This is a genomic window from Xanthomonas sp. CFBP 8152, assembly GCF_014199025.1.
In the GTDB taxonomy this organism is placed as follows: Bacteria; Pseudomonadota; Gammaproteobacteria; order Xanthomonadales; family Xanthomonadaceae; genus Xanthomonas; species Xanthomonas arboricola_B.
The window spans coordinates 73,608-87,970 of sequence record NZ_JACHNO010000006.1 but is presented as its reverse complement, the minus strand read 5'-3'; the positions used below and the strand labels follow the sequence as shown (position 1 = coordinate 87,970).

Here is a 14,363-nt window from a genome sequence, read left to right as displayed (position 1 = left end):
GAACGCGGTGAGTAGGCTGTTCAGCCCGGCACAGCCGGCACCGCTGGCGCGTCGGCCTGTCCGGCGGCGCGGCGCAGCGACGCCAGGTAACGACGGCTGCACGGCAGCTGGCCATTGCCGGACAGGTGCACGCGCGCCTCGCCAGCGTCCAGCGGCTCGATCGAAACAACGCACCCCAGGTTGACGATGTAGCTGCGATGGATGCGCACGAACGCGGCCGGGTCGAGCCTGGCCTCGATCGCGGCCATCGTGCTGCGCAGTGGGTAATCGTGGCCCCGCACGTGCAGATTGACGTAGTTACCCGACGCCTGCAGCCATTCGATATCGGCGGCAGCGACCAGGAAATCGCGTCCCAGCTTGCGCACCAGAAAACGTTCCGGGCGATCCAGCGGCTCGACCGGCTGGCCTTCGTCCGGCGCGGCCAGCAACCGCACCTCGCCCTGCAGACGGCGCAGCAAAAACCGATAGCCGTGCATGCACGCAACGATGATCGCGAAGGTGCGCACGTCCTTGAGGTACTCGTAGAACAATTCCTGCGGCCACGCGCCAAAGTCGTAATGCCCGCCCAGCAGCCGATAGGTCAGCATGCGCAGGCCGACCATCGTCAGGACATGCACCACCGAGACCACCATGCTGGCCAACAGATACCAGGGCAGCCGGCGCCACCAGGTATCCAGATGCAACGGCAGCTTCCGCGTGAACCAGGCAATGACGGGGACGAGCATCAGCAGCCAGACAAGGCCGCTGGAGATCTCCCATACCCAGGGTTCCCAGCTCTGGACCGGCAGCCCGGCGCGCCGGCGATCCATCAATTCAGTGACGGCGTTGCCGCTGGCGTTGATCGCCAACACCATCAGCCAGAAGGACATGCCTGCGCTGCGCTGCCAAGGCAGAAAGCGCTCTAGGGTCGTACGTGCCGGGTCGTTACTCATGCCCATATTCTAGGCTGGCAGCGCCGATCCTCACCCCATGGCTGAGCCCATTCGTCCCTGAAGATCGCTGTTTCGTCCCTCCCCGCTGGTCGCCTGCTGCGTCAGCCCATGTAGTTCGGGCATCTCCACGGTGGCAGAGGCAGCCAATGCAAAGGCGTCATGATCTGGACTGGCTGCGCGTCATCGCGTTTGGTCTGTTGGTGCTTTATCACGTCGGGATGTACTACGTGACCTGGGACTGGCACGTCAAAAGTCCCAGGACCCACCTGATGCTGGAGCCCGTCATGCTGCTCAGCAGCCCGTGGCGGATGTCGCTGCTGTTCCTGATTTCCGGTGTCGCCACCGCCTTCATGCTGAGCAACACGCCCCAGGGCTTGCTGTACCGACGTTCGCGCCAGCTGCTGCTGCCGCTGCTGTTCGGTATGGCCGTGATCGTGCCACCACAGTCCTACTATCAAGTCGTCGAACAATTGCCCGGCGGCTACCACCAGGGCTACCTGGCGTTTTATGCCAAGTATCTGAGCGCCTACCAAGGCTTTTGTGGTGCCGATGGCGACTGTCTGCGCCTGCCCACCTGGAATCACCTGTGGTTCTTGCCCTACCTGTGGGCGTACACCCTGGTGGCGTGGCTGCTCTGGCGCCTGCTTCCTGCGGCAGCGAAGCTGCGTCTGCGCGCATGGGCCGCGCGCGCACTCCGGGGCTGGGGCGCGTTACTGCTACCCATAACGCTACTGGCAGTTGCGCGTCTGATGCTGCTGGCTCGCTTCGAGCCAACCAACTGGTTGTTCGACGATTGGTACAACCACGCGCAGTACCTGCCGGTCTTCCTGATCGGGGTGCTGATCGCGCCAATGGCCGGCGTCTGGGAGTCGTTACAGCGCCTGCGCTGGGTGGCACTGCTGCTGGCCTCGTGCAGCTATGCGCTGATGATCTACACCTGGTACTTCTCCATTTATGACGATGCGCATCCCGCGCCCACCGCCCTGCGCCTGCTCTTGCGTGTCATGTGGGCGGTCGAACAGTGGTGCGCGATTACCGCCATCCTGGGCTTTGCCTATCGTTTCCGTCATGCCGATAGTGCCGTGCTGCGCTATCTCACCGCTACCGTGTTTCCGGTGTATGTCCTGCACCAGACGATCATCGTGGTACTGGCGCATTCCATGAAACCATTGGCGCTGCCGCAGCCGGCCGAGAGTGCGACGCTGATCGTCGCGACCGTTGTGCTGTGTTTGGCCGCCTATGAGGTCATTCGCAGGCAGCGCTGGCTGCGGCCGCTGTTTGGCCTGTCGGCGATGGCGACGCGGCGGGCCGCGACTCCAGTACAGCGTAAGACCGCAGCGTAGCAATGCCAGGCCCGGGTTTCTGACTGGGGAATGCAGCCGCGCGTTTCGGACAAAACCGCCCAACATCCGCCCCGGTTCGTCCCTGCAGGACCGCAACTGGTCACTCGGGGACGGCATCGCCGCCCCTGGCGCACCTGCAACCGGCCGGAGTTGCCGAGGATGCGGGCATGCCTCCTGCCGACACGACCATGACCGAACGCCGCCACGATATCGATGCCTTGCGCGTCTTCGCCTTCGCACTGCTGATCCTCTATCACGTGGGCATGGCCTATGTGGCGGACTGGGATTTCCACCTCAAGAGCACACACACGGCGCCGTGGCTGCAATGGCCGATGATCGTGCTCAACCGCTGGCGCATGCCCTTGCTGTTCATGATCTCCGGCATCGCGATCGGACTGTCGCGGCCGCAGGCCAGGCCCTGGCGCTTCGCCCTGCAGCGCTGCGCACGATTGCTGCCGCCGCTGTTGTTCGGCATGTTCGTGGTGGTCGCGGTGCAGGCCTATTGCCAGGGCGTGAGCAACGGCAAGGTCAGCCCGGGCTTCGGCAGCTTCCTGTTGCGCTATTGGCAGGTGCGGCCGTGGCCGGCCGGCAGCTTCGATGGCTGGGAGCACGGCATCACCTGGAACCATCTGTGGTATCTGGCCTATCTGCTGCCCTATACCGTCGCGTTGATGGCGCTGGTGTCGCTGACACGCCCGCTGCAGCTGACCGCATTGCCTCGCTTGCCCGCTGCGCTGGCGGTGCCGGCACTGCTGCTGTTGCCGATCCTGTGGGAGACGTTCTGCGTGCTGTGGGTGATGCCGCGCCATCCGCCCACCCATGCGCTGGTCGGCGACTGGTTCGTGCACGCCGAATCGTTCCCGCTGTTCGTGCTGGGATATCTGCTGGCACGCCGCGAGCGGTTCTGGCAGCTGGCCGTACAACTGCGCTGGCTCACCTTGGTCGCCGCGCTGGTGGCGATCGGCGCCGAACTGGGCATTCGCTATGCCGGCATCCATGGGCAGCCTGCGCAACTGGGTACACCGCTGGCCGCGCTGCCGTGGGAGGCAATCGAGCACAGCGCACGTGCCGCCTACACCTGGCTGGCACTGCTGACGATTCTTGGCTGGGCCAGGCACCGGTTGAATCGCCCGTTCCGCTGGCTGCCTTACTGCACGGAGGCAGTGTTCCCGTGGTACATCCTGCACCAGAGCCTGATCATCGTGACGCTGTACTGGCTGATGCCCTTGCATCTGAATGCCTGGCTGGAGCCGGCGCTGGTGATCGCCACCACCGTGATCGGCTGCCTGGCGTTGCATGAGTTTGCGATCCGTCGGGTGCGCTGGTTGCGTCCGTTGTTCGGCTTGCGCACGCCGCGCCTGGCGAGCAAGACCGACAGCGCGCCGGTGCCATCGTGAAGGTGCTGCGCAGGCATGTTCCGCTCCGGCATGCGACGCACTGGACGGCCCGTCGGCAGCAACGCAAGATGCGCGCCGGACACGCTCTTTCGAAGACACCATGCGCCCTACCCTGCTTGCCGCCACCTTGTTGCTCGCGCCCGTCGCCGCCCTTGCCGATGCGCCGGTCGGCATCGCCTTCGAGCACCAGGACTGGACCATCGCCTGCGACAACACCCGCACCTGCCGCGCTGCCGGCTATCAGCCGGATGGAGACGACAGCACGCCGGTATCGGTGTTGCTGACGCGCAAGGCCGGTGCCACGCAGCCGGTCGCTGCGGAGTTGATGCTGGGCCAGTACGACGAGGTCAAGATGCCGGCATCGCTCACATTGCGCATCGACCAGCGCGACCTGGGCAGGCTGGCGTTGAATCGCGACAGCGGCACCGCGCCGCTGACCGGCGCGCAGGTGACCGCGCTGCTGGCGGCACTGACCCGCAGCAGCAAGATCGTGGCGGTCGGCAACGATGGCCGCCGCTGGCAGCTGTCCGATCGCGGCGCCGCTGCGGTGCTGCTGAAGATGGACGAATTCCAGGGCCGGCTGGGCACGCGCGGCGCACTGGTGCGCAAGGGCGATCGCGACGAGGCTGCAGTGCTGCCGGCCGTGCCGGCACCGCAGGTACGCGCGGCCAAACTCGCAGCAACGCAAGCGGCCGATACGCGCCTGGGCACGCTGCCGGCGCTCTATCAAGCGCTGCGTGCCAGCTTGCCGGCCGACGAGGAATGCAAGGGACTGCAAGCCGGCGACGCAGCCGAGCCGCTGACGGTCACCCGGCTCAGCAGCGACAAACTGCTGGTGTCGACCGACTGCTGGATGGGCGCCTACAACGTCGGCACCGGCTTTTGGGTCATCAATGCACGCGCGCCGTTCGCGCCGACGTTGGTGACCACGCAAGCCAGCGATATCGACGGCTCCACCATCCTTGCATCGCACAAGGGCCGCGGCCTGGGCGACTGCTACAGCCAGGCCAGCTGGACCTGGGACGGCCGCCGTTTCGTGCCGACCTCCAAATCCACCTCCGGCCTGTGCCGGCTGGTGGCCGCTGGCGGGGCGTGGGAATTGCCGACCTTGGTGACCGAGGTCAAGACGTCGCCCTGATCGGAGCTAGGAGAGTGCGAGCGCCGATGTGCGCTTGCAGGGTCTTGAAAGACGCTTTGAGCCGCCAGCGTGATCACCTTGCGACCGTCAGGGATGCGGTTCTCAGGGCATTTACCACCGCGTATAGGTCGCCTGCGAGTGCGCCGTCCCGTGTAGAGCGGTTGATGTGCGGCCTGGCTGCAGGGCCCTTGCCCGCCCACCCTCGCGGAGCACGCCGCAAGTACGTCCGTGTAGGCTCTGGCGCGGCATCCATGCCGCTCAAGGTCCCGCGACGGTGAGCGGGCAAGGACCTGTCCAGATGGTCGGTGTGCGTGGTTGCAAGCCGAGCATGACGCGTATTTCTTGGATCAGGGCGCGTCCGAACACCTACAGAGTCGTCATCGCGAATCTTGAAAACAAGATGGTGGATTGGCCTGCCCTGACCAGGTCGTGGAAACGACAGGCCGAGGCGCCAGCGTGGCCGGGGATTGGCGGAGAGCGGCACAGGGATGTGCCGCGGCGGCGAGTCAGACAGGATGTCTGACCGAGCCGAGCAGCCGATCCCCGGACGCGCTGTCGCCCCTACCGAAGCCAGCCATTGACAGCCGCGCGCTCAGCCAGCGGCTGTTACCGGCTCGCTGTGTTCGACGATCAACTGCACCGCCGTGCCGCCGCGATAGTCGTCGCTGACCAGGCGGTACGCCAGCCGCAACAAGCGTGCCGGCTCGCTGCCGCGCCAGCCGTTGAAGTGGATAGCGTTGAGCGGTTCGGCGCGGCCGGCGCAGCGCAGCGTGAGCTTGAGATGGCGTTCCTTGAGCAGGCGCCATTGCAGCACTTCGAACCGACCATCGAACAGCGGCTCGGGAAAGCCCTGCCCCCACGGCCCCGCCACGCGCAGCGCCTCGGCATGCAGGTGATCAAGTTCGTGCGCGGCCAGTTCGCCGTCGCTATGCAATTCGGCATGCAGCAGCGAGGCGTCGACCATTGCCTGCACCTGGCGCTGGAATGCCTGCTGGAAGCTCGCAAGCGCGGCATGCTCCAGACTCAGCCCGGCCGCCATCGCATGCCCGCCGAACTTCTGGATCAGGCCCGGGTGGCGCGCATCCACGGCCGCCAGCACGTCGCGGATGTGCAGGCCGGGGATCGAGCGCGCCGAACCGCGCAGCTGACTGCTGCCCGGCTCGGCCGGCGCCAATGCAATCACCGGGCGATGCAGGCGGTCCTTGAGTTTGGAGGCGACCAGGCCGATCACGCCCGGGTGCCAGTCGGCATCGAACAGGCACGCGGCGATCGGCAACTCACCATCGGCATCCAGCACCACCTTGGCGACGGCCTGCTCGGCATCGTCGGTCATCAACTGCTGCACCGCGCGGCGCTCGGCGTTGATCTGTTCCAGGGTGCCGGCGATCTCGCGCGCACGGTTCCAGTCCTCGCTGAGCAGCAGCTCGATGCCCAGCGCCATGTCTTCCAGCCGGCCGGCCGCGTTCAGACGCGGACCCAACGCAAATCCGATGTCGCTGGCACTCAGACGCGCAACGTCGCGGCCGCTGGCGTCGATCAAGGCGCGCAGGCCGATGCAACCCTTGCCCTCGCGCAGGCGGCGCAGGCCGGCCGACACCAGCGCACGGTTGTTGGTGTCCAGCGGCACCAGATCGGCGACGGTGCCGACGGCCACCAGGTCCAGCAATACCGACAGATCCGGTTCGGCCCGTTCGGCGAAGGCGCCGCGCGCACGCAGCACGCCGCGCAAGGCCATCAGCACGTAGAAGATCACCCCGACCCCAGCCAAGGATTTGCTCGGAAAGCGATCGTTGGCCAGATTCGGATCGACGATCGCATCGGCCGGCGGCAATACCTCGCCAGGCAAGTGGTGGTCGGTGACCAGCACCGTCCAGCCGCGCGCCTTGGCGGCGGCCACGCCGGCGTGGCAGGCAATGCCGTGATCGACCGTGACCAGCAGATCCGGCTGCAATGCGGCCAGCTCCTCCACCAGTGCCGGCGACAGGCCGTAGCCATGCACCATGCGATTTGGCACGGCGTGATGCACATCCAGCGCGCCAAGCATGCGCAGGCCACGCACGCCGACCGCACAGGCGGTGGCGCCGTCGCAGTCGAAATCGCCGACCACCAGGATGCGCCGCTGCTGGGCGATCGCATCGGCCAGCAACTCGGCCGCAACGTCGCTGTTGTGCAGCAACTGCGGCGACAGCAATTGACCCAGGCGCGGGTGCGCGCCTTGCGTATCGGTGACGCCGCGCGCGGCATAGATGCGGCGCAGCAGCGGCAACATGGCATCGGGCCAGCTGCCGGCCTGCCCGGGCGGGCGCCGGACGATCCGCGGGGTTGAGGTCATTGCGCCAGCTGTACGCGCGGCTTGCGCCAGAAACGCCAGCGTTGCGCATGCGTCAGCGACACGGTTTCGCCATCCTGGAAATCCAGCACCAGCCGATCCAGTTCGCCACGCGCCATTGCCGCCAGCAACGGCGCCACCGCGTCGTCGCTGACCCGCTGCAGCGAGCGCAGATGGCGCAGGTCCACCAATGCATCCACGCGTTGTTCGCCCTGCGCATCGGCACCGGCGGCCAGCGCCAGCGCACGCAGCAGCGACTCGCGGCTGCGCACCTGACGGTGCGGCGAGCTCACCGCATGCGGCAGCGCGCCGCCGCCCCAGAACCACAGCGAATTGATCGCCGGTTTGCCGCTGGCCACGCGGCCCTCGTTCCAGGGATGCTGATGCAGCAGCACCTGCGCCTCGGTCAGCAAGGCACGCCAGCGCCGGCCGATCTCGCCGGCCGGCAGATGTTCGAACAGGTCGTCGCCGATCGCCAGATCCGGTGGCGCAAATTCCGGCAACGTGGCATCCGGCGACAGCCGCAGATACCAGCGCGCAGGCGTGGGCGCATCCAGCAGGAAACCGGCATCGCCGAACATCGGCTTGAGGAGGGGCAGCAACACTGCCAGATCCTCGGCAGTGGGGCCGAGCGCCTCGCCGTAGCCCATCAAGCGCGCGCCCTGCATATCCGGCACCACGTAGGCCGGATCGGCACGCACCCAGGTCGCACCGGCCGCATCGCCGGCATCGAGTTGGCGGGTCAACGCGGCCACCGGCCAGTGCGCTGGCGTCAGCGTGAAGTGGCGCTGCAGCTGCGCCACTTCGCCGGACTCGGCGCTTTGCTGATCGGCACGCGCCAGCGCGCGCGCCACCGGCGTGTCGCCCAGTTCACCGGGCAGGCGGCGTTTTTCCGGCAGCAGCAGCGTGGCGGTGGTCATCGGGCGGTGGCGTCGTTCAATCCCGGCCAATCAGTCCAGATAGGCAACGCTGACCACTTCGTACTCGCGCTGGCCGGCCGGCGCATCGATGGTGACCGAGTCGCCTTCCAGCTTGCCAATCAACGCACGTGCCAGCGGCGAGGAGATCGCGATCATGCCCAGCTTGATGTCCGCTTCCAGATCGCCAACGATCTGGTAGCGCTTCTCTTCGTCGGTTTCGGTGTCGGCCAGGGTCACCGTGGCGCCGAACACGATCTTGTTGCCGGCCGACAGCTTGGTGATGTCGATGATCTCGGCATGCGAGAGCTCGCCTTCCAGCTGCTTGATGCGGCCTTCGATGAAGCTTTGCTGCTCGCGCGCGGCGTGGTACTCGGCATTTTCCTTCAGATCGCCGTGCGCGCGCGCTTCGGCGATCGCGTTGATCACCGCCGGACGCTTGACCGACTTCAGCTGGTCCAGCTCTTCGCGCAGGCGCTGCGCGCCCTTTGCCGTCATGGGTGCTCTCATGCTTCCAACTCCTTGTGCAGTTCCTGCAGCGACCAGACAGGGCCGGTGCCGCGGAATTCCAGCGAATGCACCAGCGCCTTGGCGCCGGCAACAGTGGTCGAATAGGTCACGCGATGCTGCAACGCTTCACGCCGGATCGAGAACGAGTCGGAGATGGCGGCGCGACCTTCGGTGGTGTTGACGATATACACGATCTCGCCGTTCTTGATCGAATCGACGATATGCGGGCGCCCTTCGGCGACCTTGTTGACGATCTCGCAGCTCAGCCCGTTCTGCTGCAGCCAGGCACCGGTGCCGCGCGTGGCGACCAGCGTATAGCCACGCTCCACCAGCGCCTGCGCCACCGGCAACACGCGCTGCTTGTCCGGATCGCGCACCGATACGAACGCCTTGCCCACCGGCGGCGCCTTGATGCCGCCGGCCTCCTGCGCGCGCGCAAACGCGGCGCTGAAGCTGCGGCCCACACCCATCACCTCACCGGTGGAGCGCATCTCCGGCCCTAGGATCGGATCCACGCCCTGGAACTTGGCGAACGGGAAGATTGCCTCCTTCACCGAGTAATAGCCCGGCACGATCTCCTTGGTGGCGCCCTGCTCGGCCAGCGTCTTGCCGGCCATGCAGCGTGCGGCGATCTTGGCCAGCGGCATGCCGATCGCCTTGGACACGAACGGCACGGTGCGCGAGGCACGCGGGTTCACTTCCAGCAGGAACACCACATCGTCGCCGGCCTCGTTCACCTGCACCGCAAACTGGGTATTCATCAGGCCGACCACGTTCAGGCCTTCGGCCAGCATCACCACCTGACGGCGCAGCTCGGCCTGGGTCTTGGGCGAGAGCGAATATGGCGGCAACGAGCAGGACGAATCGCCCGAATGCACGCCGGCCTCTTCGATGTGTTCCATCAACCCGCCGATCAGCACGTTGCCGTCCTTGTCGGCAATGATGTCCACGTCCACTTCCACCGCATTGTCGAGGAAGCGGTCCAGCAGCACCGGCGAATCGTTGGACACCTTGACCGCATCGCGCACATAGCGCGCCAGATCGGATTCGCCGTAGACGATCTCCATCGCGCGGCCGCCGAGCACGTAGCTCGGGCGCACCACCAGCGGGTAGCCGACTTCGCGCGCCAGCACCAGGGCTTCCTCGGCATTGCGGGCAATGCGGTTCGGCGGCTGCTTCAGGCCCAGCTTGTCGACCAGTTGCTGGAAGCGCTCGCGGTCTTCGGCCAGATCGATCGAATCGGGCGAGGTGCCGATCACCGGCACGCCATTGGCTTCCAGCGCGCGCGCCAGCTTCAGCGGGGTCTGGCCGCCGTACTGCACGATCACGCCCTTGGGTTTTTCCAGCTCGACGATTTCCAGCACGTCTTCCAGCGTCAGCGGCTCGAAGTACAGGCGGTCGGAGGTGTCGTAATCGGTGGACACGGTCTCCGGGTTGCAGTTGACCATGATGGTCTCGTAGCCGTCGTCGCGCAGCGCCAGCGCCGCATGCACGCAGCAGTAGTCGAACTCGATGCCCTGGCCGATGCGGTTGGGGCCACCGCCCAGGATCATGATCTTGTCGCGGTCGGTCGGCAGCGCCTCGCACTCGTCCTCGTAGGTCGAATACAGATACGCGGTGCTGGTGGCGAACTCGGCGGCGCAGGAATCCACGCGCTTGTAGACCGGGCGCACCTTCAGCGCGCGACGCAGCGTGCGCACCGATTCTTCATTGGTGCCGGTCAGCTCGGCCAGACGCGCATCGGAGAAACCGGCGCGCTTGAGCGTGCGCAGACGCGCCGCATCCAGTGCCGGCATGCCGTCGTCGGCCAGTTGCTGCTCGTGGCTGATCAGTTCTTCGATCTGATCCAGGAACCACGGGTCGATGAACGACAGCGCATAGACATCGGCCACGCTCATGCCGGCGCGGAAGGCGTCGGCGACATAGAACAGACGCTCCGGACCCGGCGCCTTGAGCTCGCGCTTGAGCGCGGCGATATCGTCTTTGCTGCTCAGATCCAGGCCGGTCGGGTCCAGCCCGATCTTGCCGGTTTCCAGCCCACGCAACGCCTTCTGCAGCGACTCCTGGAAGGTGCGGCCCATCGCCATCACCTCGCCCACCGACTTCATCTGCGTGGTCAGGCGCGCATCGGCCTGCGGGAACTTTTCAAACGCGAAGCGCGGAATCTTGGTGACCACGTAGTCGATCGACGGCTCGAACGAGGCCGGGGTCAGGCCACCGGTGATCTCGTTCTTCAATTCGTCCAGCGTGTAGCCCACCGCCAGCTTGGCGGCGACCTTGGCGATCGGGAAGCCGGTCGCCTTGGACGCCAGCGCCGAGGAGCGCGACACGCGCGGGTTCATCTCGATCACCACAACGCGGCCGGTGGTCGGGCTGATGCCGAACTGCACGTTGGAGCCGCCGGTATCCACACCGATCTTGCGCAGCACCGCGATCGAGGCATCGCGCAGGCGCTGGTATTCCTTGTCGGTCAGCGTCTGCGCCGGCGCCACGGTGATCGAGTCGCCGGTATGCACGCCCATCGGGTCGAGGTTTTCGATCGCGCAGACGATGATGCAGTTGTCCGCGGTGTCGCGGACCACCTCCATCTCGAATTCCTTCCAGCCCAGCACCGATTCTTCCACCAGCACTTCGGTGGTCGGCGACAGTTCCAGGCCACGGCCGACGATCTCGATCAGCTCTTCGCGGTTGTAGGCGATGCCGCCGCCGCTGCCGCCCAGGGTGAAGCTGGGACGGATGATGGTCGGGTAGCCGACCCGGGTCTGGATATCCAGCGCCTCTTCCAGCGTGTGCGCCACTTCGGCGCGGGGGCAATCCAGGCCGATCTCGCCCATCGCCACGCGGAACAGCTCGCGGTCTTCGGCCATGCGGATGGCTTCGCGCTTGGCGCCGATCAGCTCGACGTTGTACTTCTCCAGCACGCCGTGGTCGGCCAGATCCAGCGCGCAGTTCAGCGCGGTCTGCCCGCCCATGGTCGGCAGCAGGGCGTCGGGCTGTTCCTTGGCGATGATCTTCTCGACCGTCTGCCAGTTGATCGGCTCGATGTACACCGCATCGGCCATATCCGGGTCGGTCATGATCGTGGCCGGATTGCTGTTGACCAGCACCACACGATAGCCCTCGTCGCGCAGCGCCTTGCACGCCTGCGCGCCGGAGTAGTCGAACTCGCAGGCCTGGCCGATGACGATCGGGCCGGCGCCGATGATCAGGATGGTTTTTAGGTCGGTGCGCTTTGGCATTTCTTTACTCGATTAGGAACATGCGGCGAGCCGCAGGTGCGGAAGAGTGGCCGCGGCGATCGCATCGCGACGCGGCGTGATAGTGCATCGACTCGGCAGAGCCGAACGCCTGGTTCATCCGGCAGATCCATAGCCCAGGGCGCGCAGGGTGTGCTGAAGCCATTGATACAGCCCGAAGGACGCGGCAAAGCTGCCCAGGATCAGCAGCCAGCCGATCGCGGAGGTCTTGCCCCAGCGACGGACCTTGTCCGGGTCGGTGTTCTGCATGCGATGGTGAAAGGACTCCCCTCCCGCCACATAGCCGACGCCGAAAACCAAGCACATCGGCACCAGCAAAGCCAGCTTCATGCCGCCGTGCAGCGTGATCGACTCGGCACCGGCGCGTGCCTGCTCCAGCGGCATCCACACGCCCCAATACGTCAGGGCAATGCCCATCAGCACGATCAGCACGCCCATCAAACGAGCGCTCATGCGCGCTTGGCATCCTTGGCCATCAACTCCACGAACCGATCGAACAACGGCCCCACATCGCGCGGGCCCGGCGAGGCTTCCGGGTGGCCCTGGAACGAGAACGCAGGGGCGTCGGTCAGCGCGATGCCCTGATTGGTGCCGTCGAACAGCGACCGATGGGTCACCCGCACATTGGCCGGCAGCGTGCTTTCGTCGACCGCAAAGCCATGGTTCTGCGAGGTGATCATCACCCGCCCGCCGTCCAGATCCTGCACCGGATGGTTGGCGCCGTGATGGCCGGTGGTCATCTTGACCGTACGCGCGCCGGCGGCCAGCGCCAGCAGCTGATGGCCCAGGCAGATACCGAAGGTGGGCACCTGCCTGGCGATCAGTTCCTGGATGGCGCTGATGGCGTAGTCGCAGGGCTCCGGGTCGCCCGGGCCGTTGGACAGGAACACGCCATCGGGCTGCATCGCCAGCACCTCGGCCACCGGCGTGCGCGCCGGCACCACGGTGACGTCGCACCCACGGTCGGCCAGCATGCGCAGGATGTTGAGCTTGACGCCGTAATCGTAAGCAACAACCTTGTGCTTCAGCTCGGCGCGCACGAACGTGTCGGAATCCAGATCCAGCGAGCCTTCCTGCCAGCGGTAGCTGGTCTGGGTGGAAACCACCTTGGCCAGGTCCATGCCCTTCAGGCCGGGGAAGCTGCGCGCGGCTTCCAGCGCCTTGGCGACATCGATCTCGCCGGCCATCAGTGCGCCGTTCTGGGCGCCCTTCTGCCGCAACAGGCGGGTCAGCTTGCGGGTGTCGATGCCGGAAATGGCCACCACACCGCGGGCCTGCAGCCACTCCGGCAGTGCGACTTCGCTGCGCCAGCTGCTGGGGCGACGCGGCACGTCGCGCACGATCAGGCCGGCGGCCCAGATCTTGCTGGCCTCGTCATCCTGATCGGTAAAGCCGGTGTTGCCGATATGCGGATAGGTCAGCGTGACCATCTGGCGGGCGTAGGAGGGATCGGTCAGGACTTCCTGGTAACCGGTCATGGCGGTGTTAAACACCACTTCGCCGACGGAAAGCCCGTTGGCGCCTACGGATTCGCCCTCGAACACGGTGCCGTCTTCGAGGACAAGGATTGCGGGTTGGGTCACGTGGGGGTCTCGCTCTGGCTGCCTGGGACTCCGATGCGCTTCCGGCCAAATTCCGGTTGCAGCAAAGCGCGGACGCGGTGCTGAGGACCGGTCCGACGCTGGTTCGGGCAAGCGAGAATTGTAAAGGCAAGTGTCCCGGCATGCCAGCCTGGAGAACACCGGTTGCCGTGGCGCCATCGCGATGGCGGGATGAATGCGCAACGGCGATCATTCGCCATTCACATGCGGCAACGCGCCCGGTTACAGCACCAGATCGCGCACGCGATAGCTGCCGGCCGGCTTGCCGAGCAGCCGCTTGGCCGCATGCAGGGCACCGCGCGCGAAGATGTCGCGGTTGGTGGCGCGGTGCACCAGCTCCAGCCGCTCGCCCAGCCCGGTGAACTGCACCGTGTGCTCGCCGACGATGTCGCCGGCGCGCAGGCTGGCAAAGCGCGGCTGCGCGCCGCTGCCGGTGGCCGCCTCCCCCAGCGTCAGTGCGGTTCCGGAGGGTGCGTCCTGCTTGTGCACGTGATGCGCTTCGACGATGTCGCAATCCCAGCCGGGCAGGCTGCCGGCGGCACGCTCCACCAGTTCGGTCAGCACCGCAACGCCCAGGCTGAAGTTGGACGCCCACACCAACGGGATCTGTTGCGCGGCCTCCAGCAACGCGGCGCGCTGCGCCTCATCCAGGCCGGTGGTGCCGGACACCAGCGGTTTGCCGCGCTGCGCGCACAAGGCCAGGATCGGTGCAAAACCCTGCGGCAGGCTGAAGTCGATCGCCACATCGAAGGCCGGCGCACCGCCGAGTTCGCTGGCGGCGAAGTACGGCACGCCGTCCACCACGCGCTGCGAAGGCGAACGCCCCACCACCGCACCGACGACGTGCAGCGCCTCGTCTTCGGCAGCCAGGCGCAGCAATGCCTTGCCCATCCGCCCGGAGGCGCCGTGGATCAAAACTTTCACAGGAGACGTTGTCAT

General features: G+C 66.4%; 11 protein-coding genes. 3 read left to right on the top strand and 8 right to left on the bottom strand.

Going from position 1 to position 14,363, the window contains the following annotated elements; translation table 11 throughout:
- Positions 1-20: 20 nt before the first annotated feature.
- Positions 21-869, bottom strand: coding sequence for a LytTR family DNA-binding domain-containing protein (locus FHT09_RS18255; protein WP_258077226.1), 849 nt, complete (start codon positions 867-869; stop codon positions 21-23).
- 209 nt (positions 870-1,078) lie between these two features.
- Between FHT09_RS18255 and FHT09_RS18250 the strand changes: the two genes are divergently transcribed.
- The 3 genes from FHT09_RS18250 to FHT09_RS18240 all read left to right on the top strand — a co-directional run bounded on the left by FHT09_RS18250 (position 1,079) and on the right by FHT09_RS18240 (position 4,810).
- Positions 1,079-2,275, top strand: a complete 1,197-nt coding sequence (locus tag FHT09_RS18250; RefSeq protein WP_104606399.1) for an acyltransferase family protein — start codon at positions 1,079-1,081, stop codon at positions 2,273-2,275.
- Positions 2,276-2,463: 188 nt separating this feature from the next.
- Positions 2,464-3,672: an acyltransferase family protein gene (locus FHT09_RS18245; protein WP_104606400.1), complete on the top strand. Its 1,209-nt coding sequence runs from the start codon at positions 2,464-2,466 to the stop codon at positions 3,670-3,672.
- Positions 3,673-3,772: 100 nt separating this feature from the next.
- Positions 3,773-4,810, top strand: coding sequence for a DUF1176 domain-containing protein (locus FHT09_RS18240; RefSeq protein ID WP_104606401.1), 1,038 nt, complete (start codon positions 3,773-3,775; stop codon positions 4,808-4,810).
- A gap of 592 nt (positions 4,811-5,402) precedes the next feature.
- Here FHT09_RS18240 and recJ read toward each other — a convergent pair.
- From recJ to dapB, 7 genes are all read right to left on the bottom strand, one after another.
- Positions 5,403-7,142, bottom strand: a complete 1,740-nt coding sequence (gene recJ, locus FHT09_RS18235) for a single-stranded-DNA-specific exonuclease RecJ (protein ID WP_104606402.1) — start codon at positions 7,140-7,142, stop codon at positions 5,403-5,405.
- Entirely contained in the window at positions 7,139-8,059 is a 921-nt protein-coding gene (locus FHT09_RS18230; RefSeq protein ID WP_104606403.1) for a phosphoglycerate mutase, read from the bottom strand. The genes recJ and FHT09_RS18230 overlap by 4 nt, the downstream gene beginning before the upstream one ends.
- 30 nt (positions 8,060-8,089) lie before the next feature.
- Positions 8,090-8,554 (bottom strand): transcription elongation factor GreA, encoded by a 465-nt coding sequence (gene greA / locus FHT09_RS18225; protein ID WP_016903166.1) that lies wholly within the window; start codon positions 8,552-8,554, stop codon positions 8,090-8,092.
- Positions 8,555-8,562: 8 nt separating this feature from the next.
- Positions 8,563-11,805 carry a carbamoyl-phosphate synthase large subunit gene (gene carB, locus FHT09_RS18220; protein WP_104606404.1) on the bottom strand — a complete coding sequence of 1,081 codons (3,243 nt, stop codon included), beginning with the start codon at positions 11,803-11,805 and terminating at the stop codon, positions 8,563-8,565.
- 114 nt (positions 11,806-11,919) lie between these two features.
- Positions 11,920-12,261 carry a type II secretion system protein M gene (locus FHT09_RS18215; protein WP_258077227.1) on the bottom strand — a complete coding sequence of 114 codons (342 nt, stop codon included), beginning with the start codon at positions 12,259-12,261 and terminating at the stop codon, positions 11,920-11,922.
- 11 nt (positions 12,262-12,272) lie between these two features.
- Complete coding sequence (gene carA, locus FHT09_RS18210) at positions 12,273-13,406, bottom strand: glutamine-hydrolyzing carbamoyl-phosphate synthase small subunit (RefSeq protein WP_104537510.1); 1,134 nt, start codon at positions 13,404-13,406, stop codon at positions 12,273-12,275.
- Between the two features lie 240 nt (positions 13,407-13,646).
- Positions 13,647-14,363, bottom strand: coding sequence for a 4-hydroxy-tetrahydrodipicolinate reductase (gene dapB, locus FHT09_RS18205; RefSeq protein WP_104606406.1), 717 nt, complete (start codon positions 14,361-14,363; stop codon positions 13,647-13,649).